Source organism: Kitasatospora sp. MMS16-BH015 (genome assembly GCF_002943525.1).
In the GTDB taxonomy this organism is placed as follows: domain Bacteria; phylum Actinomycetota; class Actinomycetes; order Streptomycetales; family Streptomycetaceae; genus Kitasatospora.
This window is the reverse complement of the sequence record NZ_CP025394.1, coordinates 8,846,754-8,872,881: the sequence shown is the minus strand read 5'-3', so window position 1 is coordinate 8,872,881 and position 26,128 is coordinate 8,846,754. Positions and strand designations below refer to the sequence as shown.

23 protein-coding genes are annotated in these 26,128 nt (G+C 73.1%); 8 read left to right on the top strand and 15 right to left on the bottom strand.

Features of this window, described 5'->3' with window-relative positions:
• The first annotated feature begins 43 nt into the window (after positions 1-43).
• On the top strand, positions 44-3,775 hold the full coding sequence (locus CFP65_RS38155) for a SpoIIE family protein phosphatase (protein WP_104820460.1): 3,732 nt from the start codon (positions 44-46) through the stop codon (positions 3,773-3,775).
• Between the two features lie 30 nt (positions 3,776-3,805).
• Here the strand turns inward: CFP65_RS38155 and CFP65_RS38150 are convergent, their stop codons facing one another.
• Positions 3,806-4,648, bottom strand: coding sequence for a helix-turn-helix transcriptional regulator (locus CFP65_RS38150; protein WP_104820459.1), 843 nt, complete (start codon positions 4,646-4,648; stop codon positions 3,806-3,808).
• Between the two features lie 184 nt (positions 4,649-4,832).
• Between CFP65_RS38150 and CFP65_RS38145 the strand changes: the two genes are divergently transcribed.
• Positions 4,833-5,618 (top strand): SDR family oxidoreductase, encoded by a 786-nt coding sequence (locus tag CFP65_RS38145; RefSeq protein WP_104820458.1) that lies wholly within the window; start codon positions 4,833-4,835, stop codon positions 5,616-5,618.
• Here the strand turns inward: CFP65_RS38145 and CFP65_RS38140 are convergent.
• Positions 5,615-6,211 (bottom strand): TetR/AcrR family transcriptional regulator, encoded by a 597-nt coding sequence (locus tag CFP65_RS38140; protein WP_104820457.1) that lies wholly within the window; start codon positions 6,209-6,211, stop codon positions 5,615-5,617. The genes CFP65_RS38145 and CFP65_RS38140 overlap by 4 nt on opposite strands.
• An 81-nt stretch (positions 6,212-6,292) precedes the next feature.
• Between CFP65_RS38140 and CFP65_RS38135 the strand changes: the two genes are divergently transcribed.
• Complete coding sequence (locus tag CFP65_RS38135; protein ID WP_104820456.1) at positions 6,293-7,213, top strand: oxidoreductase; 921 nt, start codon at positions 6,293-6,295, stop codon at positions 7,211-7,213.
• A gap of 68 nt (positions 7,214-7,281) precedes the next feature.
• A complete protein-coding gene (locus tag CFP65_RS38130; protein ID WP_104820455.1) occupies positions 7,282-7,968 on the top strand; it encodes a triacylglycerol lipase in 687 nt (228 codons plus the stop codon).
• 21 nt (positions 7,969-7,989) lie between these two features.
• Here the strand turns inward: CFP65_RS38130 and CFP65_RS38125 are convergent, their stop codons facing one another.
• The 5 genes from CFP65_RS38125 to CFP65_RS38105 are packed head-to-tail and all read right to left on the bottom strand — an operon-like array spanning position 7,990 to position 13,744.
• Positions 7,990-8,757, bottom strand: a complete 768-nt coding sequence (locus CFP65_RS38125; protein WP_104820454.1) for a 3-oxoacyl-ACP reductase — start codon at positions 8,755-8,757, stop codon at positions 7,990-7,992.
• Between the two features lie 5 nt (positions 8,758-8,762).
• Positions 8,763-10,136 carry an aldehyde dehydrogenase gene (locus CFP65_RS38120; RefSeq protein ID WP_104820453.1) on the bottom strand — a complete coding sequence of 458 codons (1,374 nt, stop codon included), beginning with the start codon at positions 10,134-10,136 and terminating at the stop codon, positions 8,763-8,765.
• 28 nt (positions 10,137-10,164) lie between these two features.
• Positions 10,165-10,863: a gamma-glutamyl-gamma-aminobutyrate hydrolase family protein gene (locus CFP65_RS38115; protein ID WP_217368233.1), complete on the bottom strand. Its 699-nt coding sequence runs from the start codon at positions 10,861-10,863 to the stop codon at positions 10,165-10,167.
• Positions 10,860-12,218: a glutamine synthetase family protein gene (locus CFP65_RS38110; RefSeq protein WP_104820452.1), complete on the bottom strand. Its 1,359-nt coding sequence runs from the start codon at positions 12,216-12,218 to the stop codon at positions 10,860-10,862. The genes CFP65_RS38115 and CFP65_RS38110 overlap by 4 nt, the downstream gene beginning before the upstream one ends.
• The gene (locus CFP65_RS38105) at positions 12,215-13,744 is read right to left on the bottom strand and encodes an amino acid permease (RefSeq protein ID WP_168219657.1); all 1,530 of its coding nucleotides are present in this window, start codon (positions 13,742-13,744) and stop codon (positions 12,215-12,217) included. Before CFP65_RS38105 ends, CFP65_RS38110 begins: the two co-directional genes overlap by 4 nt.
• A gap of 177 nt (positions 13,745-13,921) precedes the next feature.
• Between CFP65_RS38105 and CFP65_RS38100 the strand changes: the two genes are divergently transcribed.
• A complete protein-coding gene (locus CFP65_RS38100; RefSeq protein ID WP_254552788.1) occupies positions 13,922-14,668 on the top strand; it encodes a FadR/GntR family transcriptional regulator in 747 nt (248 codons plus the stop codon).
• An 80-nt stretch (positions 14,669-14,748) separates the two neighbouring features.
• Here CFP65_RS38100 and CFP65_RS38095 read toward each other — a convergent pair whose 3' ends face one another.
• From CFP65_RS38095 to CFP65_RS38060, 8 genes are all read right to left on the bottom strand, one after another.
• Complete coding sequence (locus tag CFP65_RS38095) at positions 14,749-15,771, bottom strand: SDR family oxidoreductase (protein WP_104820449.1); 1,023 nt, start codon at positions 15,769-15,771, stop codon at positions 14,749-14,751.
• 54 nt (positions 15,772-15,825) lie between these two features.
• On the bottom strand, positions 15,826-17,073 hold the full coding sequence (locus CFP65_RS38090; RefSeq protein ID WP_104820448.1) for a beta-ketoacyl synthase: 1,248 nt from the start codon (positions 17,071-17,073) through the stop codon (positions 15,826-15,828).
• Entirely contained in the window at positions 17,070-17,324 is a 255-nt protein-coding gene (locus CFP65_RS38085; RefSeq protein ID WP_104820447.1) for an acyl carrier protein, read from the bottom strand. Before CFP65_RS38085 ends, CFP65_RS38090 begins: the two co-directional genes overlap by 4 nt.
• Positions 17,325-17,371: 47 nt before the next feature.
• Positions 17,372-18,643 carry an aspartate aminotransferase family protein gene (locus tag CFP65_RS38080; protein WP_254552787.1) on the bottom strand — a complete coding sequence of 424 codons (1,272 nt, stop codon included), beginning with the start codon at positions 18,641-18,643 and terminating at the stop codon, positions 17,372-17,374.
• Positions 18,640-19,092 (bottom strand): type II toxin-antitoxin system RatA family toxin, encoded by a 453-nt coding sequence (locus CFP65_RS38075; RefSeq protein ID WP_104820446.1) that lies wholly within the window; start codon positions 19,090-19,092, stop codon positions 18,640-18,642. Before CFP65_RS38075 ends, CFP65_RS38080 begins: the two co-directional genes overlap by 4 nt.
• Positions 19,079-20,305: a GNAT family N-acetyltransferase gene (locus CFP65_RS38070; RefSeq protein WP_254552786.1), complete on the bottom strand. Its 1,227-nt coding sequence runs from the start codon at positions 20,303-20,305 to the stop codon at positions 19,079-19,081. Before CFP65_RS38070 ends, CFP65_RS38075 begins: the two co-directional genes overlap by 14 nt.
• Positions 20,306-20,309: 4 nt before the next feature.
• Entirely contained in the window at positions 20,310-21,440 is a 1,131-nt protein-coding gene (locus CFP65_RS38065; protein WP_168219656.1) for an acyl-CoA dehydrogenase family protein, read from the bottom strand.
• 93 nt (positions 21,441-21,533) lie between these two features.
• A complete protein-coding gene (locus CFP65_RS38060; protein ID WP_158702580.1) occupies positions 21,534-22,832 on the bottom strand; it encodes a cytochrome P450 in 1,299 nt (432 codons plus the stop codon).
• A gap of 490 nt (positions 22,833-23,322) precedes the next feature.
• Between CFP65_RS38060 and CFP65_RS38055 the strand changes: the two genes are divergently transcribed.
• The 3 genes from CFP65_RS38055 to CFP65_RS42310 all read left to right on the top strand — a co-directional run bounded on the left by CFP65_RS38055 (position 23,323) and on the right by CFP65_RS42310 (position 26,092).
• A complete protein-coding gene (locus tag CFP65_RS38055; RefSeq protein ID WP_104820443.1) occupies positions 23,323-24,036 on the top strand; it encodes a hypothetical protein in 714 nt (237 codons plus the stop codon).
• 86 nt (positions 24,037-24,122) lie between these two features.
• Entirely contained in the window at positions 24,123-24,608 is a 486-nt protein-coding gene (locus tag CFP65_RS38050) for a hypothetical protein (RefSeq protein ID WP_104820442.1), read from the top strand.
• A gap of 11 nt (positions 24,609-24,619) precedes the next feature.
• Positions 24,620-26,092 carry a copper resistance protein CopC gene (locus tag CFP65_RS42310; protein ID WP_158702579.1) on the top strand — a complete coding sequence of 491 codons (1,473 nt, stop codon included), beginning with the start codon at positions 24,620-24,622 and terminating at the stop codon, positions 26,090-26,092.
• Positions 26,093-26,128 lie beyond the last annotated feature (36 nt).

The following is a 26,128-nucleotide window of genomic DNA, read 5'->3' as shown; positions in this document are numbered from 1 at the left end:
GAGAACCTCTTGAAGGTGCACCTCCCCCGCGTAGCTCCATACGATGACAGGGCGAGTACCGATCCTCTCCCGAGTCCCGAGCGGGTTGCGTGACATGCAGACCGACGAGCAGCAGGACCCAGACGGCGAGGAGCAGGACGGCCTCCTGATGGTGCCGATCGCGACGGCGCTGATCGCCGAGGACGGCCGCATCCTGCACTGGAGCGCCGACGCCGAATCCCTTCTCGGCTACTCCGCCGAGGAGGCGGTCGGCGCCCTCGCCGCCCAGATCCTGGTCACGGAGGACCAGCGCTCCGAGGTGCTGGAGCTCTTCGAGAGCATCGTGGCCGGCCGGGCCTGGTCCGGCGTCTTCCCGGTGCTGCACCGGGCCGGCCACCACGTGAACCTGGAGTTCCGCACCCACCCCATCGCGGGCGCCGACGGCCGCCCCCTCGTGCTGGCGGTCGCCTCCGACGTGACGGCGCTGCGCCGCCTCCAGGCCGACCTCACCGTGCTGGACGGCTTCTTCACCCAGTCGCCGGTCGGGATGGCGGTCTACGACCCCGAGCTCCGCTTCGTCCGGCTCAACGACGCCCTGGCCCAGGTCAACGGGATGCCGGTGGACGAGCACATCGGCCACCGCGTCTCCGAGATCCTCCCGGGCATCAACGCCGACGAGGTGGAGACGGTGATGCGTCAGGTGCTCAACACCGGCCGAGCCGTGATCGACACCCGCTCGCACGGCCGCACCCCGGGCGATCCGGACCACGACCGCGCCTGGTCCGCCTCCTACTTCCGCCTGGACCGCCCGGACGGCGAGGTGCTCGGGGTGAGCTCGACCATCGTGGACGTGACCGAGCACTACCTGGCCGAGGCCCGGGCGGCCCGCGCCACCGAGCGCCTCGCCCTCCTCGTCGACGCCACCGCCTCGATCGGCACCACCCTCGATCTGCGCCGCACCGCAAGGGAGTTGGCCGAGGCCATGGTGCCCCGGGTCTGCGACGTCAGCGGGGTGTACGCGCTGGAGCGCCTGGTCTCCGGCAAACCCGACGATGCCTCGGGCGACCGCTGGGTGCGCCGCCTCGCGCTCTCCACCGTCGACCCGGAGTACCCGGTCGAGCACCTGCCCACCGAGGCGGTCTACCGGATACCCCCGGACACCGCGTACGCGGAGGCGATGGCGGCCGGCCGCACCGTGGTGGCGCCGAGCTGGGAGCTGCCGCTGCTCGGGCCGGGCATCCCCGAGGAGCGGATGCCCGCCTACCGGGGCAAGCGCTCACGCTCGGTGCGGATCGCTCCGCTGGTGGCGCGCGGCGCGGTGCTCGGCATGGTGGTGTACTCCCGGCGCGGCGAGCGGGAGTCCTTCGGCGAGGCCGACATCACCCTCGGCGACGAGCTGGTCTCCCGGGCGGCGGTGGCGATCGACAACGCCCGGCTCTACCAGCGCCAGCACGACATCGTGCTGGCCCGCGCCCACGCGCTGCGCGAGGCCAAGGCCGCGCAGGAGCGGCTGGCCCTGGTCAACGCGGCCTCCACCAACATCGGCACCACCCTCGATCTGGCCCAGACTGCAAGGGAGTTGGCGCTGGTAGCCACTCCCCGGCTGGCCGACACCGTGGTGGTGGAGGTGCTGGACACGCTGATCCGCGGCGAGGAGACCCAGCCGCCCGGGCGGGCCGACCGCTCGGCGGTGCTACGCCGGATGGCCTTCCATACCACCCCGGCCTCCGGCATGGAGCCGGTGGCCGCGGTGGGCAGCGTGCACCGCTTCCACCCCTCGACCCCGTACTCCTGGGCGCTCGCCCACCGCCGCCCACTGCTGGTGCCGCGCTGGGACGACTCGGCCAAGACCTGGTTCGCCGACGACCCGGTCCGTGCGGCGGCGGCCGAGCGCGAGGGGGTGCGCTCGCTGATGGTGGTGCCGCTGATCGCCCGCGGCGCGGCCGTCGGGGTGGCCGCCTTCTACCGCAACGTGACCGAACACCCCTACACCGAGGATGACTTGGCGCTGGCCGCCGAACTCGCGGCCCGGGCCGCCGTCTCGATCGACAACGCCCTGCTCTACACCCGCGAGCGCGACGCGGCCCGTCAGCGCCAGGTCGCCCTGGAGGAGGCGCACGCCGCCCAGCAGCGCCTGGCGCTGCTCAACGAGGCCAGCACCCGGATCGGCACCACCCTCGATCTGCACCGCACCGCCATGGAGTTGGTGGAGACGGTGATCCCGCGGTTCGCCGACTTCGTCACCGTCGACCTGCTGGAGACGGTGGTGGAGGGCGAGGAGCCTGGCGCCATCCCACAGGACGGCCCGGCGCTGCTGCGGGCGGTGGCGGTGGGCGAGATCGGCGAGTCCGGGGTGATGGCGGGCGCGGCGGACAGCGTCGGCGAAGCCTCCCGATCGGCCAAGTTGTATGCGGAGAGCCTGCGTTCGGGCCGCTCCATCCTGGTGTCCGAGGTGGACGAGGCGGCGCTGCACCGGATCGTCGCCTCCCCGGACCGGGTCGAGCCGAGCCTGGCGGCCGGGGTGCACTCGTACCTGATGGTGCCGCTGCTGGCCCGCGGCGTGGTGCTGGGCGGTGCGGAGTTCATCCGCACCGGCAATCCGGAGCCGTTCGGCGCCGCGGACGTGGCCCTGGCCGAGGAGTTGGCCGCCCGGGCGGCCGTCTGCATCGACAACGCCCGGCTCTACCGCCGCGAGCGGGACACCGCACTGACCCTGCAGCGCAGCCTGCTGCCCCAGGAGGTGCACCGCTCGCTGGGCCTGGAGATCGCCTACCGCTACCTGCCGAGCAGCGTGGTCAGCGAGGTGGGCGGCGACTGGTTCGACGTGGTGCCGCTCTCGGGTGGCCGCGTCGCCCTGATCGTCGGCGACGTGATGGGCCACGGCATCCGGGCCGCCGCCACCATGGGCCAACTCCGCACGGTGGCAAGGACATTGATCACCATGGACATCGACCCCGTCCGGGTGATGCGCCGCCTGGACGAGGCCGCCTCGGCCGTCGGCGAGGGCCAGTTCGCCACCTGCGTCTGCGTGGTCTACGACCCGCTGGACCGCAGCTGCACCGCCTGCTGCGCGGGCCACCTGCCACCGGTGGTCGGCACCGCGGCCGGCACCGCCCAGTTGCTCGACCTGCCCGCCGGGGCGCCGCTGGGGATCGGCGGGGTGCCGTTCGAGAGTGTGCGCTTCTCACTGCCCGAGGACGGCATCCTGGTGCTGTACACCGACGGACTGGTCGAGCGGCGCGACCAGGACCTGGACGAGGGGCTGGAGGTGCTCCGGCAGACCGTCGCCGAGCGCCGGCCGACTCTCGAGCAGACCTGCGACGCCGTGCTGGAGACCCTCGGCGCGCACACCGGCCAGGACGACATCGCCGTCATCATGGCCCACGTCCACCCGATGGAGTCCTACCAGCTCGCCGTCCTGCCCCTGGCGGACGACCTCGCCATGGTCGGCCACGCCCGCCGCTTCACCCGCAGCACCCTGGCCGACTGGGGCCTGACCGCCCTCACCGACCTCGCCGAACTGCTCACCAGCGAGCTGATCACCAACGCCCTCACCCACGCCGGCTCCCCCACCGAACTGCGGCTCTTCCGCAACCGGCTGCTCACCGTGGAGGTCGCCGACGTGGACAGCCACCCGCCCACCCTGCGCCGCGCCGAGGACTCCGACGAGGGCGGGCGCGGCATGCACCTGGTCAACGAACTCGCCCACCGCTGGGGCAGCCGCTCGACCACCGACGGCAAGGTGGTCTGGTACGAACTCGAGCTCCCGCCCGGCAGCCCCGGCGGACCACACTAGCCGGCCGACCAGGACAGCGCCGACCAGCCCCTAGGTCGACGCGGCCGTCCAACTGGCCAGCAGGCGCAGCGATTCGGCGGTCGGCGAACCCTGCTCCACGTTGTAGACGCAGAGCGTCTGGTCCGGGTCGCCCGGGCCCAGGAAGGACTCGTAGGAGAAGTGCAGCTCGCCCACCTCGGGGTGGATGTACGTCTTGCTGCCGTGGGTGCGGCGCAGCACCCGGTGGTCGTTCCACCAGGTGGTGAACTCGGGGCACTGCAGGGTCAGTTCGCCGATCAGCTCGGCCAGTCTGCGGTCCTGCGGGTGCCGGCCGGCCTCCAGCCGCAGGATGGCCACCGTCTCGGCGGCGATCCGGGGCCAGTCACCGACCCGCTCCCGGGCGGCCGGGTCGAGCAGGTAGTAGCGGGCGATGTTGCGCCGGGTGGCGGGCAGCGCCTCGAAGTCGGTGAGCACCTCGCGGGCCAGCCGGTTGGCGGCCAGGACGTCAGTGCGTCGGCCCAGCACCAGGGCCGGGACGTGCTCCAGGGTGCTCAGCATCAGGTGCAGCCCGGGCCGCACCCGCTGCGGTGTCGCCACCGCCTGCCGGGTCGCCGCCGGGCGGGCCAGCAGGTCCGTCAGGTGCTCGCGCTCCACCACGTCCAGCCGCAGCGCCCCGGCCAGCGCCTCCACCACCTCGGGCGAGGGACGGCCGGAGCGGCCCTGCTCGAGCCGGGTGTAGTACTCGGTGCTCACCCCGGCCAGCCGGGCCACCTCGTCCCGGCGCAGGCCGGGCACTCGGCGGGCCCGGCCCCCGGACGGCAGCCCCGCCTGCTCGGGCCTGATCCGGCCCCGGCGGGAGCGGAGGAAGTCGGCGAGCTCGCTGCTACGGTCCATGCCCCCATTCTCCGGCCTCGACCGGCGCCGCCGACCACCCCAGGGTGGCCCTGCCAGTACCTGTCTGCGTCGGGCCAGCCACGGCCCTCCCGAGCAGACAGGACGGTGGTGAGATGGATCTGCGGCCGACGGAGCGTCAGCCGCCGAACTCGCAACTCCACTCTCTGTCAAGGGGTTTCACACCATGTCCGTCTCCACCGCCACCACCACCACCCACCCGCTCACCGGTCGCGTCGCCGTGATCACCGGCGCCTCCAGCGGGCTCGGCGAGGCCACCGCCGAGACCCTGGCCGGGCTCGGCGCGAAGGTCGCCCTGCTGGCCCGCCGCGAGGGCCGGCTGACCGAGCTGGCCGAGCGGATCCGCAAGAACGGCGGCACTGGTCTGGTGCTGCCCGTGGACGTCACCGACCAGGCCGCCGTACGGGCTGCCGCCGAGCGGGTCCGGGCCGAACTCGGCGACGCCGACCTGCTGTTCAACAATGCCGGGGTCATGCTGGCAGCCCCGGTGGAGGAGCTGGCCTTCGAGCAGTGGCAGCGTCAGATCGACCTCAACATCAGCGGGTTGATGCACGTGATCGGCGCCTTCACCCCGCAGTTGGTGGCCGCTGCGGCCGAGCGCGGCGTGGCCGATCTGGTCAACACCTCCTCGATCGCGGCGCAGAGCGTCTTCCCGAGCTTCGCCGTCTACTCCGCGAGCAAGGCGTTCGTCTCGCACCTCTCCCGCCACCTGCGCACCGAGCTCGGCCCCAAGCGGGTGCGGGTCTCGGCGCTGGAGCCGGGCATCGTCGGCACCGAGCTGCAGAGCCACGTCACGGACGCCGCCGCCCAGGAGTGGCTGGCCGGGTCCAAGGCCGCGATGGAGTGGCTCACCGCCCAGGACGTGGCCGACACCGTGGCCTTCCTGGCCACCCTGCCCCCGCGCGCCAACCTCCAGCAGGTCACCCTGATGCCGACCGGCCAGCCCAGCTAGGGACGGTCGGGTGCGCAGCCGCGCAGCACGTACGCGATCACCTCCTCCAGCCCGGCCCGGGCCTGCTCGGGTGAGAGCAGGCCGCCGACGGCCAGGTCGGCGAAGCCGTGCACGGTGGCCAGGGCCGGCAGGCAGATCTGCTCGACCGGGCCGGGGCGGACCTCGCCGGTGCGCTGGGCGTCGGCGAACAGGGCGGCCGCCTGGGTGAGGCCCTGGTGCGCGGCTGCGACCAGGGCCTCGGTGGCCTCCGGGTCGTGCTTCACCGTGTACATCAGGTCGAGCAGCTCGGGGTTGGCGGTGGCGAAGCCGACGTACGCACGGGCCAGCGCGGCCAGCCGTTCGGCGAACGGGCCGTGCGGGCCAGGGCCCTCGGCCAAGGCCTGGTTGAGCCGCTCGAACCCGGCCAGCGCGAGGGCGTCCAGCAGGGCCTGCTTGTCCTTGAAGTGGCGGCTGGGGGCGGCGTGGCTGACGCCGAGGTCGCGGGCCAGCTCGCGCAGCGAGAGCGCGGCCGGACCCTTCTCCCGGAGGGTCTGCTCGGCCCGCTCGAGCAGGGCGGCGCGGAGGTCTCCGTGGTGGTAGCGACGTGCGTGCATGTCCGCACTCTACCGGGGATGTGACCGCTGGCTACATTGTTGGCATTGACATCATTGTTGTCGATGCCTACATTCGTCACCATGGCGAACTCATCGAAGTGGAACGCGAGCGACATCCCCGACCAGACCGGCCGCCGGTACGTGGTCACCGGCGCCAACAGCGGGCTCGGCATCGCGACCGTCGAGGCCCTGGCCCGGGCGGGGGCGCACGTCGTCCTCGCGGTGCGCGACCCGCAGCGCGGCGAGGCCGCCGCCGCGACCGTGCGGGGCGCCAAGGGCACCCTGGAGGTCCGGCGGCTCGACCTGGCCGACCTCGCCTCGGTCCGCGAGTTCGCGGCCGGCTGGGAGGGCGGGCTGGACGTGCTGGTCAACAACGCCGGCGTGATGAACGTGCCCGAGGGTGCCACCAAGGACGGCTTCGAGACCCAGTTCGGCACCAACCACCTGGGCCACTTCGCCCTCACCAACCTGCTGCTCCCGCAGATCACCGACCGGGTGGTCACCGTCGCCTCCGGGATGCACAAGTACCCGGGCAACCGGATCCGCTTCGAGAACCTGGACTTCAAGGGCGAGTACCACCCGATCCGGGCCTACGCCCAGTCCAAGCTCGCCAATCTGCTCTTCACCCTCGAACTCCAGCGCCGCCTGACCTTGGCCGGCTCGCCGGTCCGCGCCCTGGCCGCCCACCCCGGCTACGCGGCCACCGGTCTGCAGAGCCACGACGCCAGCGCGGTGCGCCGGGCCCTGATGGTGCTCGGCAACAAGGTGATCGCCCAGGACAGCCGGGCCGGCGCCCTGCCCACCCTCTTCGCCGCCACCATGGACCTGCCCGGCGCCAGCTACCTCGGCCCCGACGGCTTCGCCGAGAACCGCGGCCACCCCACCCTGGTCGGCCGCACCCCCGCCGCCAGCGACCCGGTGACCGCCGCCCGCCTCTGGACTGAGTCCGAGAAGCTGACCGGCACCGCCTTCCCGACCCTGGACGCGGTCAACGGCCTTTAGCGTCGGAGGGGTTGCCAGGAGCAGGTCAACTGCGGGACCGTCGGGGTACTCGACGACCAGGAGGCACCGTGCGCCGCACCGTCCCCACCGCCCTCGCCACCCTGGCGACCACCGCGCTCCTGGCCGCCTCCGGCGCCGTCACCCCGGCCCGCGCCGACACCGCGGTCCCGGTCGTCTTCGTCCACGGCCGCAACGCGGACGGCGGGGTCTGGGGCACGGCGATCAGCCGGCTGGAGGCCCGGGGGTACCCGGCGGACCGGCTCTTCACCTGGTCCTACGACACCTCGGCCTCCACCAACGAGACGCTGGCCGGGCAGCTCTCCGCCTACGTGGACGGCGTGCTCGCCCGGACCGGCGCCACCCGGGTCGACCTGGTGGCGCACAGCCTCGGCAGCCTGCCCACCCGCTGGTACGCCGAGTACGGCAACGGCGCCCGCACGGTGCGGAACTGGATCTCCCTGGCCGGCCCCAACCACGGCACCAACCTCGCCTGGGCCTGCGCCCTCTGGGACCAGGGCTGCCGCGACATGACCCCGGGCTCCTACGTGGTCAGCCACCTCAACGCCAACGGCGAGACCCCCGGCCCGGTGCACTACTGGACCTTCTGGTCCTCCTGCGACGAGCAGATCCTCCCCGCCACCAGCACCCCCCTGGCCGGCGCCGTCAACACCCAGGCCGCCTGCCTCAAGCACAACGACTTCCTGAGCGACCCCACCGTGCTCGACCGGGTCGGCGAGATCCTCGCCGCCGGCTGAGCACGGTGGGGTCGGCCGCGCCTACTGCGGGGTGACGTACGCGCCGGAGATGCCGCCGTCCACCAGGAAGGTGTTCGCCGTCATGAACGAGGAGTCGTCGCTGGCCAGGAAGGCCACGGCCGCCGCGATCTCCTCGGGCTCGGCGAACCGGCCCAGCGGGATGTGCACCAGGCGGCGGGCGGCCCGCTCCGGGTCCTTGGCGAACAGCTCCTGGAGCAGCGGGGTGTTGACCGGCCCGGGGCAGAGCGCGTTGATCCGGATGCCCTCGCGGGCGAACTGCACGCCCAGCTCGCGGGACATCGAGAGCACGCCGCCCTTGGAGGCGCTGTAGGAGATCTGCGAGGTGGCGGCGCCCATCACGGCCACGAAGGAGGCCGTGTTGATGATCGAGCCCTTGCCCTGGCGCTGCATGTGCGGGATAGCGTACTTGCAGCACAGGTAGACGCTGGTCAGGTTGACGTCCTGCACGCGCTTCCAGGCGTCCAGACCGGTGGTGAGGATGGAGTCGTCGTCCGGCGGGGAGATGCCCGCGTTGTTGAAGGCGATGTCCAGGCTGCCGTACTCGGCGACGGCCGTCTCGTACATGGCCTTGACGGCCTCCTCGTCGGTCACGTCGACCTGGACGAACAGGCCGCCGACCTCCAGTGCGGCGGCCTTGCCGCTGCGCTCGTCGAGGTCGGCGCAGACCACCTTCGCGCCCTCGGACGCGAGGCGGCGGGCGGTGGCCAGGCCGATGCCGCTGCCGGCGCCGGTGATGACGGCGACGCGGCCTTCGAGTCGGTTGGTCATGGTGCTCACTCCTCGGTCGAGATGAAGACGTTCTTGGTTTCGGTGAAGGCGTTGAGGGCGTCCGGCCCGAGCTCCCGGCCGAGGCCGGACTGCTTGAACCCGCCGAAGGGGGTCGAATAGCGCACCGAGGAGTGCGAGTTGACGGACAGGTTGCCCGCCTCCACCCCTCGGGCCACCCGCAGGGCACGGCCCACGTCCCTGGTCCAGATCGAGCCGGAGAGGCCGTACTCGGTGTCGTTGGCGATCCGCAGCGCGTCCTGCTCGTCCCGGAAGGGGAGGACGGCGACCACCGGGCCGAAGATCTCCTCGGTGAAGGCCGGGGCGCTCGGCTCCACGGCCAGCACGGTCGGCGGGTACCAGAAGCCGCGGCCCTCGGGGGCCTTGCCCTGGACGATCACGGCGGAGCCGTCGCCCACGTACCCGGCCACCCGGGCCCGCTGGGCCGCGGAGATCAGCGGGCCCATCTCGGTCTGCTCGTCCCGCGGGTCGCCGACCTTGACGCCCAGCACGGCGGGCTCCAGCAGGCCGAGGAACTCCTCGTAGACGCTCTGCTCGACCAGGATCCGCGAGCGCGCGCAGCAGTCCTGCCCGGCGTTGTCGAAGACGGCGTAGGGCGCGGTGGCGGCGGCCTTGGCGAGGTCGGCGTCGGCGAAGACGACGTTGGCGCTCTTGCCGCCGAGTTCGAGGGTGACGGGCTTGACCTGCTCGGCGCAGCCGCGGGCCACCGACTTGCCGACGGCGGTGGAGCCGGTGAAGACGACCTTGCGCACGTCGGGGTGGGTGACGAACCGCTCGCCGACCACCGGGCCGCGGCCGGGCAGCACCTGGAAGACGTCCTCCGGGATGCCGGCCTGCCGGGCCAGCTCGGCCAGCCGCAGCGCGGTCAGCGGGGTGAGCTCGGCGGGCTTGAGCACCACGGTGTTGCCGGCCGCCAGCGCCGGGGCGAAGCCCCAGGCCGCGATCGGCATCGGGAAGTTCCACGGCACGATGATGCCGACCACGCCGAGCGGCTCCTGGAAGGTGACGTCCAGGCCGCCGGCCACCGGGATCTGCCGGCCGAACAGCCGCTCGGGGGCGGCCGCGTAGTACTCGATCACGTCGCGGGCATTGCCCGCCTCCCAGCGCGCGTTGCCGATGGTGTGGCCGGCGTTGGCCACCTCCAGCTGGGCGAGGTGCTCCCGGTCGGCGTCCACGGCGGCGGCGAAGGCGCGCAGCAGTCGCGCCCGGTCGGCGGGGGCGATGCGGCGCCAGGCCGGGAAGGCGGCCTTGGCCCGGGCGATGGCGGCGTCGGTCTCGGCGAGGCCGGCCATCGCCACCGTCTCGATCACCTCCTCGGTGGCCGGGTTGACCACCTCGAAGAGGTCGGGGCTGGTTGTCACTTCACACTCCTTGGTGGGCCCTGAGGGCTCAACTGGCGCTCAGTACGAGGGCGTCGAAGAGCCGGGTGTCGGTCGGGTCGGCCTCGGGGTGCCACTGCACGCCCAGGGCAAAGCGGTGGCCCGGCAGTTCCACGGCCTCCACGGTGCCGTCGCCGGCCCAGGCGCTGGCGCTCAGGCCGGTGCCGAGCCGGCCGACGGCCTGGTGGTGGTAGCAGGGCACCTTGGCGGCGTGGCCGAGCAGCTCGCCGAGCCGGCTGGTGGGGCTGATCACCACGCCCTGCTCGTGGTACGTGCCGGGGGCGATCTGGTGGCTCTCGTCCCCGGTGCGCTCGGGCAGGTGCTGGATCAGGTCGCCGCCGAGGGCGACGTTGAGCAGCTGCATGCCCCGGCAGACCCCGAGCACCGGCAGGTCGCGGGCCAGCGCCTCGTTCAGCAGCTCCAACTCCCAGCCGTCCCGGCCTGGTTGGGGCTTGCCGGTGCGCTCGTGCGGCTCGGCGCCGTACCGGCTGGGCTCGATGTCGGCACCGCCGGCCAGCACCAGCGCGTCGAGGCGCTCAAGCAGCGCGCCGGCGCCGTTGCCGTGCGGCGGCAGCACCACCGGGATGCCGCCGGCGCGGGTCACCGCGTCCAGGTAACTGCCGGGCAGGATGACCGCGTTGGTCTCCCAGACGCCCCAGGCGGCCGGCTCCAGGTAGCTGGTGATCCCCACCAGCGGGCGGGCGGTCACAGCCGCTCGAATCCGCGCCGGCGCTCCCAGTCGGTCACCGCCGCCTCGAAGGCGGCCAGTTCGACCCGGCCCGCGTGGGTGTAGTGCTTGACCACGTCCTTGCCGAAGGCGGCCAGCGCGACCTCGCTGGCCTCGAAGGCGTCCACCGCCGCGCGCAGCGTGCTGGGCACCCGGGGCGCGTCGGAGGCGTACGCGTTGCCGGTGAACTCCGGCTCCAGGGTGAGCTGTTGCTCGACCCCGTGCAGACCGGCGGCGATCAGCGCGGCCACCGCCAGGTAGGGGTTGACGTCGCCGCCGGGCACCCGGTTCTCGAACCGGAGCGAGGGGCCGTGGCCGACCACCCGCAGTGCGCAGGTGCGGTTGTCCCGGCCCCAGGCGATCGCGGTGGGGGCGAACGAGCCGGGCACGTACCGCTTGTAGGAGTTGACGGTCGGCGCCAGCAGCAGCGAGAAGTCGGCCAGGCAGGCCAGCTGGCCGGCCAGGAAGTGCTCCATCAGCGGGGAGAAGCCGTGCTCGCCGTCCCCGGCGAAGACCGGGCTGCCGTCCTCGCCGCGCAGGCTGAGGTGGATGTGGCAGGAGTTGCCCTCGCGCTCGTTGTACTTGGCCATGAAGGTGAGGCTGACGCCCTCCTGGGCGGCGATCTCCTTGGCGCCGGTCTTGTAGACCGCGTGGTCGTCGCAGGTGACCAGCGCCGGGCCGTACTTGAAGGCGATCTCGTGCTGGCCGAGGTTGCACTCGCCCTTGGCCGACTCCACGATCAGGCCGGCCCCGGCCATCTCGTTGCGCAGCCGGCGCAGCAGCGGCTCGATCCGGGAGGTGCCGAGGATCGAGTAGTCCACGTTGTACTGGTTGACCGGCACCAGCTGGCGGTAGTCCTTGTCCCAGGCCTGCTCGTAGCTGTCCCGGAAGACGATGAACTCCAACTCGGTTCCGGCGTAGGCCTGCCAGCCGTAGGCGGCGAGCCGCTCCAGCTGGCGGCGCAGCACCTGCCGGGGCGAGACGGCCACCGGGGCGCCGTGGTGGTCGTGCACGTCGCACTGCACCATCACGGTGGCCGGGTGCCAGGGGATGGTGCGCAGCGTGCTGAAGTCGGGGGTCAGCACGAAGTCGCCGTAGCCCGTCTCCCAGGACGAACTCTCGTACCCTTCCACGGTGTTCATGTCGACGTCGACGGCCAGCAGGTAGCCGCAGCCCTCGGCGGCGTTGGCCACCACGTCGCTGAGGAAGTACTCGGCGGCGATCCGCTTGCCCTGCAGGCGGCCCTGCATGTCGGTCATGGCCAGGATCACGGTGTCCACGGCGCCTTCGGCGATCAGGACGCGCAGGCGGTCGAGGGTGAGGCGAGGGTCGGTCATCGGGTCTCCAGTTCGCTCGACTCGGGTGCCGGGGACAGGTTCTGGACCTTGGGGCCGGTGAACCAGTGCCGGGCCGAGACCAGCCACCACACCCCGGCGAAGCCGAGCACGGCGCCGATCGCGACGGGTGTGTAGTTGAAGCTGAGTGCGGTGATCGGACTGACGGTGGGGAGCATGAAGAGCACGGTGATCAGGACGGTCCAGCCCACCGCCACGCTACCGATCACCTTGCTCCAGCGGCCCAGGTGCCACGGGCCGCGCTCGAAGGAGTCACCCTGACGGAGTCGCAGGTACACCGGGATGACGTAGGCGAGGTAGAGGCCGATCACCGAGACGGAGGTGACGGCCGCGTAGGCGGTGGCGTTCCAGAGGTCCTGGGCGCCGAGCAGGAAGGCGCCGCCGGTGGCCAGCCAGACGGCCGCCGTCGGGGTCTGGGTGCGCGGGTTGATCCGGTGCCAGATCCGCGAGCCGGGCAGTGCGCCGTCCCGCGAGAAGGCGTAGATCATGCGGGAGTTGGCGGTGACCGAGGCCATCCCGCAGAAGAACTGCGCGCCGATCACGATCAGCAGCAGCAGCTTGGCGCCGGTCGGGCCGATCGCGTCCAGGAAGATCTGCGCGGGCGGTACGCCGGTCTTGCTGCCGAGCGCGCCGTCGTAGTCCTGGATGGCGAAGGTGATGCCGAGCAGCAGGATCCAGCCGGCCACCAGCGAGACCAGCACCGAGTTGACGATGCCCTTGGGCCCGGAGCGGGCGGCGTCCTGGGTCTCCTCGGTCATGTGGGCCGAGGCGTCGTAGCCGGTCAGCGTGTACTGGGCGAGCAGCAGGCCGAGCAGCGCGACGTAGGCGGAGTTGTGGAAGCCCGTCTCGTTGACGAACTTGGTGAACACGAAGGAGGCGGAGGCGTGGTGGCTCGGCAGCAGGGCGAGCGCGCCGACGATCACGGCCACGCCGACCACGTGCCACCAGACGCTGACGGTGTTGAGCAGCGCCACCAGCTTGACGCCGCGGGTGTTGAGCAGGCCGTGCACCACCAGCAGCACCGCGAAGATCATCACGGTGTGCGCCGGGGTGGCGGCAAAGCCCCACTGCATCTCCAGGAAGGCGTTGGTGAAGAACGCGGCGCCGAAGTCGACGCCGGCCGTCACGGCCACCTGGCCGATGAAGTTGAACCAGCCGGTGAACCAGCTCCAGGCCGGCCCGTGCTTGGGGTTCGGGGAGAGCTTGGCGGCCCAGTAGTAGAGCCCGCCGGCCGTGGGGTAGGCGGAGCAGATCTCGGCCATCGCGAGGGCGACGCAGAGCGTCATCGCGCCCACCACCGGCCAGCCCCAGGTGATCAGGGCCGGGCCGCCGGTGGTCATGCCGAAGCCGTAGAGGGTGAGGCAGCCGGAGAGGATGGAGACGATCGAGAAGGAGACGGCGAAATTGGAGAACCCGGACATGGAGCGGGCGAGCTCCTGGGTGTAGCCGAGTTCGCGCAGGCGCTCTTCGTCTGAGGTCGGTGTTGCGGAGGTCGGTACTGCGGACATGCGCACCCCTGGGGGTTCGGTGGGGGAGGCCGAAACGTGCGCCCACGACACTGTGGTCCACCAATGGACCGGAACCAGACCATTGACGTGGTGTGCATGTTTCACCCCGGGCGCTCCCCCCGTCAAGGGGGTACCCGCCTCCCGGGCCGGGCCACCACACCTCGCTACGATTCCCCCGTGGACCAGGCAGCGGAGCACGAGACGCAGATCGACTGGCAGGGCGGCGCGATCTTCCGGCCCGTCCGCACCGGCAACGCCTTCGAGGAGACGGTGGAGCGGATCCTGGAGGCGATCAAGCTCGGCGTCTTCGGGTACGGCGACCGGCTGCCCGCCGAGCGGGAGCTGGCCACCCGGCTGCACGTGAGCCGGGAGACGCTGCGCGAGGCGATCCGCTCGCTGCAGCAGGCGCACTGCGTCGAATCCCGGCGCGGACGCTACGGCGGCACCTTCGTCACCTACCGACTGCCGCCGCCCGATCTCGGCGAACTCCGGCGCGCCGTCCAGGACATGGGCGCCGAACTGGAGGACGCCCTGACGTACCGTCAGGCCCTGGAGGTAGGCGCCTCCGAGGCCGCCGCCCGCCGCACCCTCACCGAGGAGCAGCGCGCCCACCTCACCCAGCGCCTCACCGACCTCGACCGGGCCACCCCCGAGGAGTACCGCCAGCTCGACTCCCGCTTCCACCTGGCCATCGCCGAGCTCACCGGCTCGCACTCGCTGGCCGCCGGCGTGGCCGAGAGCCGGATGCGGCTCAACGACCTACTCAACGCCATCCCGATGCTGGAGCGCAACATCGAGCACGCCTGCGAGCAGCACCGCGCGATGGCCGAGGCCATCCTGGCGGGCGACCCGGAGGCCGCCCGCCGCGCCACCGAGGAGCACCTGGAGGCCACGGCCGCGCTGCTCCGGGGCTTCCTGGGCTGACCGCGCTCGACGGGCGGCACCAAGGCCCCCCGGGGTGGTCAGACCCCGACGGGTGTCAGCAGCGCCGGCGACTCGGGTGGTCAGACCCCGACGGGTGTCAGCAGTGTCCACGGCTGGGGACGGGCCAGCGCGAGCCGGGGCTTGCGTTCGGCCCAGTAGCGGACCGAGGCCGCCAGCACCGCCGCCGGGTCGGCCACCGGGTGGGTCGGGTCGAAGGGGCGGGCCATGCTGGTGTAGCTCTGGAACATCGCGAGGAGCTTGACGGCCTGGCTCTGCACCGGCGACAGCCACTCGTCCGCCAGCGGCAGGAAGAACCGGTTCCAGCTGTCCACCGCGACCAGCGGCGGCCGGGCGATCGGGTCCGCCCCGTGCTCGGCGCGGAAGGTGTTGAGCGTGCCGCAGACCACCTCCAGCAGCTGATCGAGGTTCAGGCTGCCCGCCCCGCCCGCGATCACCTCCGTCCGGGGCCGCTCCGGCGGCGCGCCGAGCACGGCCCCGGCCAGCACCGCGCCGACCTCGTCCACCGGGCTGATCTCGGCGTACCCGGCCAGGTCGCCCACCACCACGGCGGCCGTGCCGGAGACCAGCGCCTGGAACATCGTGTACGGGCCGGAGAACCGGGAGATCTCCCCGCTCCCCCGCCGGCCGACCACCAGTGGCGGGCGGACCAGCGTCAGCGGGCCCGGGTGCTCGGCCAGCGCCAGCCCCTCGCAGCGGGCCTTCGACCACTCGTAACCGTTGCGGTAGCCCTCGAACTCGGCGCCGCGCAGGTCCTCGGGGTTCCGGCTGCCGCCGACGTACGCGGTGGAGACCTGCACCAGGTGGGTCTCCCGGTCGGCGAGCGCCAGCACGGCCCGCAGCGGGTCCACGTTCGCCGCCACCGCCTCGGCCCGCCCCAGCGTCCACCGGGTGCTGGCCGCCGCGTGCACGATCACGTCCCAGTGCCCACCCAGCTCGGCGGGCGGCGGCTCCTCGCCCATCCGCCAGCGCACCACCCCCTCGCCGCGCCGGGCCACCGGCACCACGGATTGCCCGGCGGCACCCAGCTGCCGGACCAGCTCGGTGCCGACCACTCCGGTCGCCCCGGTCAGCAGGACTCGCATGGTCACCTCTCCTGGATCAACAAATCTGTTCCCCTACACCCGAGTTGATGGCTCTCACGGCGGCGGGGCGAGCACCAGGCAGGCGTTCTGCCCGCCGAAGCCGAAGGAGTTGGAGAGCACCGGCCCGGGGGCCACCCCGCGCGCCACTCCGGCGACCAGGTCGAGCCGGTCGGCCTCGGGGCTGCTGCGCAGGTTGGCGATCGGCGGCACCACGCCCCGGGCCGCGCAGAGCAGGCCGACGGCGGCCTCCAACGCGCCTGCGGCGCCGATCAGATGACCGGTCACGCCCTTGACCGCGGTGACCGGCGGCGACTGCCCGGCGAAGCACCGCTCGATCGCCCGGGCCTCCGCCTGGTCGCCGGGGACGGTCGAGGTGCCGTGCGCGCTGACCTGGGCGATGTCGGTGAAGGCCAGCCCGGCGTCGGCCACCGCCTCCCGCATGCACCGACCGGCCACCTCGCCGTCCTCGTGCGGGGCCACGATGTGGAACGCGTCGCAGTTCTCCGCGTACCCGGCGATCTCGCCGTGGATCACGGCCCCGCGCGCCAGTGCGAGGTCCCAGCGCTCCAGCACCAGGACGGCCGCGCCCTCGCCCATCACGAACCCGTCCCGCTCGGAGTCGAACGGGCGGCTGGCCAGCTCCGGTGCCTCGTTCCGGGTGGAGAGCGCGCGCATCCGGGCGAACGAGCCGACCACCACCGTGCTGACCGCCGCGTCCACCCCGCCCGCCACCGCCACGTCCAGCTCGCCGTAGCGGATCTTCCGCGCCGCGGCGCCCAGCGCGGTGGCGCCGCTCGCGCAGGCGCTCGCGTACGTGGTGCAGGCGCCCTGGAAGCCGTAGCGCAGCGCGAGCCGGCTGGCGGCCGAATTCGCCATCGTCCGGGGCACGGTGTGCACCGGCAGCAGCCTCGGCTGGTGCGCGTAGCCGACCGTGGCCTCCTCCATGCTGGTCAGGCCGCCGATCCCGGTACCGATCTGCACCCCGACCCGGTCGCCGCGCAGGTCGGCGGGCAGCCGGGCCTCGGCCACCGCGTCCGCCGCCGCGCAGACCAGCAGCAGGGCCGGGCGGTCGATCTGCCGCGACTCGCGCCGGCTCAGGTACGCGTCCACCTCGAACTCCGGGACCAGGCAGGCGATCTGGACCGGCAGGTCGGCCTCCACCAGTCGCTCCACCCGGGCGGCGGCCGGGCTGGCGGTCAGCAGCGCCTTGAACACCTCCTCGATCCCGTTGCCCGCCGGGCACTTGACCCCGATCCCGGTGACGGCCACCCGGTGGCCGCCCGAGCGGTGCCGGGCGCTCACCCGGCACCGCCGAGCCGGGTGGTCAGCAGGTCGATGGCATGGCCGACGTCCCGGGCCAAGGTCAGGTCGGTCAGTTCGATCCGCAGCTGCAGGGTCCGCTCCAACCGGGCGCCGATCTCCATGAGTTCGAGACTGTCGATGCCGTAGTCCTCGGCCAGGCTGGTGCGCTCCTGCACCTCGTCCGGCTCGGTGCCGAGCACGTCCGAGATCACCGTGCGGACCGTCTCGGCCAGTTCTTCGCGTGTGGGCACGTGGCTCACTCCTTCCGCCGCCGCAGCGGCCCTCGCACCGGCCGTGGTCAGCCGGCGCCACCTCGCCGCAGAGTGCGCCCGGTCGTCGCGAGCGCGGCGTCCAGCAGCTCCGCCGCCTCCGCCACCTCGGCCGGGCCGGCCACCAGTGGCGGCAGTAGCCGGATGGTGGTCGGGCGGCTCAGGCAGGGCGAGACCAGCAGCCCGGCCCCGGCCAGCTCGACCACCATCGAGCCGGCCGCCTGCGGCGAGCCGCAGTCGATCCCCCGCAGCAGCCCCCGGCCGCGCACGGCCCGCACCACCTCGGGGTGCCGGGCCCGTAGTCCGTCCAGCATCTCGTCCAGCCAACCAGCCAACTCCTCGCCGTGACCGGCCAGTTCCTCGATCGCGTGGAGCGCGGCGGGTAGGGCCGCGCAGCTCAGCGGGTGGCCGCCGAAGGTCGCCGAGTGCAGGAACGGGTCTGCAGCCAGCGGCGCGTACAGCCGCTCGCTGCAGAGCAACGCCGAGAGCGGCACCACCCCGCCGCCCAGCGGCTTGCCGAGCAGCACGGCGTCCACCGGCAGCCCGTCGGCCAGCGCCACCGACCGCTCCCCGCACCTCCGCAGTCCGCACTGGATCTCGTCCGCGATCACGAAGCAGCCGTGCCGGGCCGCGTCCTCGCACCACTGCCGCAGCACCGCGCCGTCCAGCGGCACGGCCCCGTTCTCCCCCTGCACGGGCTCGAACACCACGGCCGCCACCTCGCCGCCGGCCACCTCCCGCCAGACCGCCGCCGGGTCGTCCGCTGCCACGTGCACCACGTCCACCGCACTGCCGAGCAGCCCGGCTCGGTAGAGCGGGCTGTGGGTCAGCGCCAGCGCACCGAGCGACTTGCCGTGGAAGCCGCCGCGCACCGCCACCACCCGGCTCCGGCCGGTGGCCAACCGGGCCAGTTTGACGGCCACTTCGACCACGTCGGCGCCGTTCAGCCCGAAGTACACCTTCGGCAGCGCATCGCCCAGGTACCCGCTCAGCCGGGCAGCGGCCCCGGCGGCCACCGGGTTGGCCAGGCTCCGGGTGGCGGTCGGCATCGCTTCCAGCTGCTGCCGGACGGCCTCGGCCACCGCCGGGTGCCGGTGGCCGAGCAGGGTCACCGCGTACGAGCCGAAGTCCAGCGCGCTGCGGCCGTCCGAGAGCCGCACCCGGCAGCCCTCCGCCGCCACCTCCACGGCACCCCGGCCGGCGAAGCCGCCGGTCAGCGCGAGCTTCGGTGAGAAGTGCCGGCGCAGCCGGTCGAACACCTCGGCGGTGTCCATCGCGCTGCCCTCGGTCACGGCGGTCACCGGAGGGCCCCCTCGAGCAGCCGCTGTTCCAGTGAGCCGAGCATCTGCGCGGCGCTCTCCCGCAGGGCGTCGGCCGCCACCGGGTTGAGCATCTCGGCCAGCAGCGGGATGCCGATGTCGAAGTCCACGTGCAGCTCCACCGTGCTGCCCCCGCCGGGCGCCTCGGCCACCGCCCAGTGGCCCACGAACGCGCCCAGGTCGCCGCTGATCTGCTCGAAGTCGAACCGGCGCCCGGCGTGGTCGATCACCTCGGTCTCCACCCACCGCAGCACCGACCCCTTGAGCCGCACCGACCAGGCGGTGGTCCGGTGCCGCTCGTCCGTCTGCTCGACGATCTCCACCGAGTCGACGCTCTCCATGCACTCCGGGTAGCCGAGCACGTCCACCACCGCCGCCCAGGCCACCTCCGGCGCCACGGCGATCGGCAACTCCACCTCAACACGGGGCATGGCGCGACTCCATTCTCTGACGGATAGTCAGTTCTGTTGCTCTGGAAGGACTGTGCTCGGCCAGCGCCTCCGCCCGCGCAGTGGCCAGCGCCGGCGGCAGCACCCGCCGCAGCACGGCCCGGGGCAGCGGCCGGACGTGGGTCATCGCGTACCACTGCTCGACCAGCGCGCAGCCCAGCTCGGTCTTCGGCCGGTACGCGGTCTGGGCGAACCGGATCCGCCGACAGCCGCGCTCCAGCGCCAGCCGGACGGCGGCGTAGTGCAGGTTGTGGTACAGCGCGGCCTCGTGGGCGATCCGGTAGTCCAGCCCGATCCGGGCCCCGATCGCGCCCGAGCCGGCGAACAGGCAGAGCAGGAATCCCACCGGCCGCTCCTGCTCGAAGCAGACCACCAACCGGCGGTCCAGGCCCTCCCCGCGCGCCAGCTCCGCCAGGAAGGCCCCGTCGAGCAGGTCGAGCGTCTGATCGGCCCGGTCCATCACCTGCCGGTAGAGCGCCAGCAGCTCCGGCAGCAGGTGCTCGAACTCGGTCAGCACCTCGATCCGCAGCCCGGGCTGCGCCGCGAACCGGCGCTGCTTGGCCCGGGCGTTGCGCCTCGGCTTGGCCGGCAGCGCGGCCAGGTACGCCTCGAACGACCCTGCGCTCAGGTCGAGTTCGGTGTCCGGCAGACTGGGCACCGGGAAGAATCCGGCGGCCGACAGCGACTCCCGCAGTGGGGCGAGATCCGGCCCGGCGAAGTCCTTGAACACCACCGTGCCCAGCCGCTCGCGCCGGGCGAACTCCAGCACCGCCGCGACCAGCAGCCGCCCGGCCCGAGGCCCGAGCAGCTCGGCTGCCAACACGTGCCCCTGCCCGAGCAGGTGGCCGCAGAACAGCATCGGCACCCGCAGCAGCCGCGGCGCCAGCCTGCGCACCGGGTCGAGCAGCCGCCGCTCGCGCGGCCCGACGATCCGGTCCAGCCGCAGCTCGCGGAAGAGGCAGAGCGGCAGCACCGCCACCGGCTCGCCCCGCCGGCGTAACGTCAGATACGCGTAGCCCTCCGGCCCGACCCGGCTGCGCTCCAGCGCGGTGAACACGCCCCGCGCCCACATCGGGTCCTCCGCCGGCGCCAGCCGCTCCCACACCCCGTCCGGCAACTCCTCGACGCTGCGCAGCACTTCGACGCTCTCACCCCCGCTGCCGCGCAGGATCTCCACCCGCTCGCCCGACCCCACCGGCTCAGCCGATCCGCAGCGCACGGCCGTCCAGGTACTCCCGCAGCGGGCGGGCCATCCTGGCGCGGGCCGGCGGGTGGAAGGTCAGGCCGACGGCGGCCGAGGCGAGGTAGGAGGCGTCCGGGGAGCCGATGAAGGACATCCCACCCAGCGCCGCCAGGCAGGCCCCGGTGGTCCGGTCGATCGCCTCCTGCGCGGCGTACCGCGCGGTCAGCGCCTGGACCAGCAGTGCCTCGCTCCACTCCTCCTCGGCCATCGCCCGAGCCACCGCCTCCACGGCGAGCATCGCGGCCTCGACCGGCACCAGGTACGGGGTCGGGTCCTCCTCGCCGCCGGCCTGGCGGTGCAGCGTCCGCTCCACCAGCGCGCTCGCCACGCCGAGGTACCCGGCGGTGAGCAGCACCTCGAACCAGAGGAACCCGGCCAGGTTGAGCGCGTCCGGCACGGCATCGGCGGTGACCTCCGTGGGCACCACCATCTCCGGGTCCAGCTCCACCTCGGTGAGGATCACTTCCTCGCTCTCGGCGCCCGCCAGGATCGGGGTGCCCCAGAACGGACGCACCGAGACCCCCGGGGTGGCCGCCGGGATCAGCGCCACGGCCAGCCGCTCCAGCCCGTCCTCCCCGGTCAGCGCGACCGAGGCGGTGAGCAGGTCCATCGAGCGCGAGAGGCTGCACGGCATCTTGCTGCCGTTCAGCACGATCCGGTCGCCGCGCCGCCGGGCGGTGATGTGCGGGGTGAGGATGTTCTGCCCGGGCCGCCCCTCGGCGAAGGCGGAGGCCACCAGCATCCGGTCCTTGGCGATCGCTTCGAGGAGCAGACCCTCCAGCCCACCACCGTACTTGGCGGCCTCGACCAGGCCCGCGATCGAGAAGTGGTGCATCGTGGTGGCCACCGCCAGCGAGGGGCAGCGGGCGCCGACCGCCCGCTGCACCCGGACGGCCTGCAACGTACTCGCCCCGGCACCGGAGTTGGCCGTGGGCACCAGCAGGCCGGGCCCGCCCGCCCGTCTGAACTCGGCGATCGCCGGGCTGGGCGTGCGCTCCAGCTCGGCCAGCGGGTACTGCGCGAGGGCCTCGTCCAACCCGGGCATCAGTGCTTCGAGTTCGGCGCGTTCACGGTGCAGGAACTTCACGGGCACGTCCTTCGGAAGGTGACGGTACGTGGTGGGGCGGCCGGACCGGCCACAATCGGAGCTTCTCGGCCGCTGGTAATCGGCCGCTGGTGCTCAGCCTCTGGTGCTCAGCGGCAGTGCATCGAAGGACCGCAGGCAGGCGGAATCGCGCCGCACCGGCGGCCCGGCGAGGGCGAGCCCGGGGAAGCGGTCGAGCAGCGCCCCCAGCAGGGCCGCCCCTTCGAGCCGGGCGAGCGCCGCGCCGAGGCAGTAGTGCGGACCGCTGCTGAAGCTCAGCCCCCGCGCCTCGGGTCTGCGCCGGACCAGGAAGGCGTCCGGGTCCGGGTACCGCTCCGGGTCACGGTTGGCCGCACCGAGCACCGTCGTCACGCTCGCCCCGGCCGGGACGAGCACCCCGCCGACCTCGACCGGCCGGACGGTCAACCGCTCGGTCATCAGCACCGGCCCGTCCCAGCGCAGGCACTCCTCCACCGCACCGGGCACCAACCCCGGGTCCTCCCGCAGCAGCTCTGCCTGCTCGGGGTGGGTCAGCAGCGCGTGCACCGCGAGCCCTAGCAGCCCGGTGGTGGTCTCGAAGCCGGCGACGAACACCAGCACCAGCAGGTCGGCCAGCTCCTGCTCGGTCAACTCATGACGATCCGACCCGACTTGGCCCGCACCACCCCGGGCCGCCTCGGGACGAGCCGGCTCGGCACGAGCCGGTTCACCCCCAGCCGCCTCGACCTGAGCCAGCAGCGCCGAGGCCAGGTCCTCCCTCGGCCGGGCCCGCCGCTCGCGCAGCAACTCGGCGAAGTAGGCGCGCAGTTCGACCACCGCCTCGTCCGCCCGCCGCCAGTCCTCGGCCGAGCGGACCGGTTCGAGCAGCCGGGTGGCACCCTGCCCGAGCCGGTGGAACTGCTCCTGGTCCTCCCTGGGCACGCCGATCAACTCGCCCACCACCGCCACCGGGAGGGGATATCCGACCAGCGCCTGGAAATCCGCTGATCCACCGTCCGAGGTGGCATCGGCAAACCGGTCGAGCAATTCCTCGGCGATTTTCTCCACCCCCGCCGCGAACTCCGCCACCCGCCGTGGCCCGAACGCCCCGGCGAGCGGGCGCCGGAGGCGCTCGTGGGCGGCGCCGTTGGTACCGAGCAGCGAGGCGTAGAAGAAATCCGCCGCCGGATGCGCCAGCCACTCCGGCCGCTCGCGCGCCAGCCAGGCCCCGTCCGGCACCACGAACGCCGAGCCGGTGAGGACGGCCTGGCAGTCCGCGTACCTGGTCAGGAAGCGGGTGTCCAACTCCTCCTGGTGGTACACCGGCGCCACCCTGCGCAGCGCCGCCAGGGGCGGATACGGATCCTCCCGCGCCTCGGGGGCGAACAGTGACCAGAGGAGCTGCTCGGCATTCACCTGATGATCCGTCGAACTGCTCACCGATCTCACCCGCTCTCGATCGCGAATTCCGAACCGTTCAATCGGAGACTACCCGATCCCGAATCGTGTGCGCACCGTGCATTCAATGAAGCATCCATCTGTCCATACGAATTACCAGATGTAATGACCGCCGATTACCATACTGGCCACCCACCTCCAGACCTGACCGCCAGTCAGTCACCCACCCCGCCGGGACCCGCCACGCCCGACGGACTGTCAGCTGGTGGACTAGACCTTATTGGTCCAGACCCTTGACCCGGCGAGGCGCCGGTGCCACCGTGAGACCCGGCCCTCTGCGGGCATCCCGAAGGTGTCGTCTCGGCGCGTCCCCCCACTGTCCCGAGCCGACGTGTCAGCAAGGTGCAACGATGCGGCGCGTGCCGCTCCGTCGCGCCTCCCTCCGGCACGAACACCGGGCCCGCCGTGGGTCGTTGGCCTGTTTCGCGACCGAAGGGACCGAACCACCATGCACGTGAAGCACAGCAAGCGCGGCCTAGGTGCCGGGCTCGCCACCGTCCTACTGCTCGCCGGCGCCGCGGCCTTCGCCGGCGGCAGCCCGGCCGTCGCCGACCCCAACACCACCACGGCGGTCAGCGCCGGCCCCGCCACCTTCACCCAGGCGGTGCCCACCGGGCAGCCCTCGCAGTACAACGCCCCGCTGGAGCGCTGCGCCAACGGCGTCAACCACCCGATCAGCGGCGCGAACCCGGTGCTCAGCGAGCCCGTCACCACCCAGTTCGCCAGCAACGTCGGCCTGTCGGAGTACGTGACCTTCAACGGCAACCAGTACTACGGCAACTGGAACTTCGTCTTCACCAACACCTCCACCCAGACCCTCTCCACCGACTGCGCGGTGCTGGTCTTCCGCGCCCCGTCCGGCTCGGACAACCACGGCTACACCGCCACCCAGCAGTACGGCCACCCGCAGCAGGACTACCTGGAGGTGCCGCGCGGCGACGGCACGTCCTTCTACATCGCCCGGGTCGACTTCCACGACGTGCCGCTGGCGCAGCGTCAGGTCGCGCCGGGCCAGTCCTTCACCTACTCGCTCGGCGGCACCCCGAACTCCGCGATCTCGCTCACCCAGATCCGCGACTCGCTGAAGTTCACCGCCGACCTCACCCTCGCGGCGAACGACTCCCTGGTCGCGCACTACGGCACCAACCGCCTGACCAACTGACCCACCCGCACCCCCGGGGCGGGCGCCTCCCACCGGCGTCCGCCCCTCCCCCAGGCCTCCTGCAACGACCAAGAACGGAGCGGACGTTGCGCCGCGACCCCCACCGGCGTTCCCTTCCGCGGCTGGCGGCCCTGGCCCTCCTCACGGCGGCCGTCGGCTGCTCCGCCGCGCCCGCCCCGCGCCGCGCCGCCGCCCCGCCCATGCCGCAGACCCTCGCCGCCGAGGCCGTCGCCACCCAGGAGTTCGGCCTCCTCGCCGGCGGCGGCTGGGCCGCCGCCTGGAACCTCTGGCCCACCACGGCTCAACAGGCCTTCTCTCAGGCCGAGTTCATCCGGCTCAACACCGAGTGCCGCCCCCTGCTCGGCCTCCCCTACGTGATCGACCAGACCGCCAAGCTCGACCCCGACACCGTCCGGGTCGACTGGCACCGGGCCGACACCACCGGCAGCAACACCGTGGTCCACCAGGACGGCCGCTGGCACTTCACCCCCGACCCGGCCACCCTCACCTCATACCGCCTCGGCGTCGACCAGCTGATCAGTCAGCGAAGGGCCGCAGGCTCATGCCACTGAGCCCATCTGCCGTGCAGCAGAACGTACTTGGAGCGCCACGCCCGCCCAGCCAGGCCCCGAACCCCGCTCGCCCCCACCTGCCCCGCTCCGTCCTGCGCGCCCTCCTCACCCTCGGCCTCACTCTCGCCGCGCTGCTCCTCCCGGCCCTCCCCGCCTCGGCGCACGCCGACCTGCTCTCCGCCACCCCCGCCGCCGGCACCGTGGTCCCCGTCCGACCGCAGCAGATCACCCTCCACTTCTCGGAGCGGGTCACCCTGCGCCTGAGCAGCATCAAGGTGATCGGCCCCGACGGCCGCCGCGTCGAAACCGGACCGGCCCACGCCACCGGCTCCGACGGCACCACCCTCGCCGTCCCGCTCTCCCCCGGCGCCCGCCCCGGCACCTTCGTCGTCGACTGGCTGGTCACCGCCGAGGACGACGGCCACGCCACCTCCGGCGCCGTGGTCTTCTCCGTCGGCGGCTCCGCTCCGCCCACCAAGACCGCCACCTACACCCCGCGCAACCGCCTCACCAACGCCACCCTCGACCTCGCCACCTGGCTCGGCCTAGCCGGCCTGGCCCTCCTCCTCGGCACCACGGCCTTCCGCCGCCTCTGCCTCCCCACCCCCGGGCACCCCGACCGGGCCCCCGCCCCACCCCACACCCGCACGCCCGACCACTCCGGTTGCACCCTCACCGCCCAGCCACTCGCCCCCGGCCTCACCCCCAGCCTGCTGCCCCTCCACCGAGCCGCCGCCGTCGGTTGGGCCGCCGCCCTCCTCGGCGCCCTGCTCCAGCTCTTCCTCCACGGCCCCGCCACCCAGGGGCTCTCCCTCGCCCACCTCACCGACCGCAGCCCCCTCGCCGCGACCCTCGCCACCCACGAGGGCCACACCCTGGCCGTCCGGATCCTCCTGCTCGCCGTCGTCGCGGCCTGCGGCGAACCCCTGCTCCGCCATAGCTGGGGCCTCCTCCCGACCGGCCTGCTCGCCCTGGCCCTGGCCGGCACCTGGAGCGCGACCAGCCACGCCTCGAACACCCCGGCCCTGGTCGCCACCACCCTCCACGTCACCGCAATGGCCCTCTGGGCCGGCGGCCTCTACGGCACCCTTGCCCTACTCCGCCACCACCCCCTCGCCGCCGCGACCGCCACCCCCCGCTTCTCGCTGCTCGCCCTCGGCGCCGTCACCACCCTCGCCGTCACCGGCCTCTACCAGGCCTTCCGCGAGGTCGGCGCCCCCGCCGACCTGGCCGACACCCCCTACGGCCGACTGCTCCTGCTCAAAACCGCCCTCTTCGTCCTTCTCCTCGCCGCAGCCGCCGCCGGCGCCAACCGCGCCCGCCGGCGCAGCGTCGACGCCCTGCGCCGCGCCGTCCTGCTCGAACTCCTGGGCGTGACGGCCGTCCTGATCACCACCGTCCTCCTGATCGGCACGGCCCCGGCCACCACCCCGGCCCCCTCGCCCGGCGCCGCCCGCACCGTCCCCCACTCCCAGGGCCCATGACGCCAAAGGCCGCAGCCGGCTCACCGCCCACACCTC

Bases quoted from the DNA above. Each gene is read 5' to 3' on its own strand.
- CFP65_RS38155 (WP_104820460.1), top strand. From the start codon at position 44: ATGACAGGGCGAGTACCGATCCTCTCCCGAGTCCCGAGCGGGTTGCGT.
- CFP65_RS38150 (WP_104820459.1), bottom strand. From the start codon at position 4,648: ATGGACCGTAGCAGCGAGCTCGCCGACTTCCTCCGCTCCCGCCGGGGC.
- CFP65_RS38145 (WP_104820458.1), top strand. From the start codon at position 4,833: ATGTCCGTCTCCACCGCCACCACCACCACCCACCCGCTCACCGGTCGC.
- CFP65_RS38140 (WP_104820457.1), bottom strand. From the start codon at position 6,211: ATGCACGCACGTCGCTACCACCACGGAGACCTCCGCGCCGCCCTGCTC.
- CFP65_RS38135 (WP_104820456.1), top strand. From the start codon at position 6,293: ATGGCGAACTCATCGAAGTGGAACGCGAGCGACATCCCCGACCAGACC.
- CFP65_RS38125 (WP_104820454.1), bottom strand. From the start codon at position 8,757: ATGACCAACCGACTCGAAGGCCGCGTCGCCGTCATCACCGGCGCCGGC.
- CFP65_RS38110 (WP_104820452.1), bottom strand. From the start codon at position 12,218: ATGACCGACCCTCGCCTCACCCTCGACCGCCTGCGCGTCCTGATCGCC.
- CFP65_RS38105 (WP_168219657.1), bottom strand. From the start codon at position 13,744: ATGTCCGCAGTACCGACCTCCGCAACACCGACCTCAGACGAAGAGCGC.
- CFP65_RS38095 (WP_104820449.1), bottom strand. From the start codon at position 15,771: ATGCGAGTCCTGCTGACCGGGGCGACCGGAGTGGTCGGCACCGAGCTG.
- CFP65_RS38075 (WP_104820446.1), bottom strand. From the start codon at position 19,092: ATGCCCCGTGTTGAGGTGGAGTTGCCGATCGCCGTGGCGCCGGAGGTG.
- CFP65_RS38055 (WP_104820443.1), top strand. From the start codon at position 23,323: ATGCACGTGAAGCACAGCAAGCGCGGCCTAGGTGCCGGGCTCGCCACC.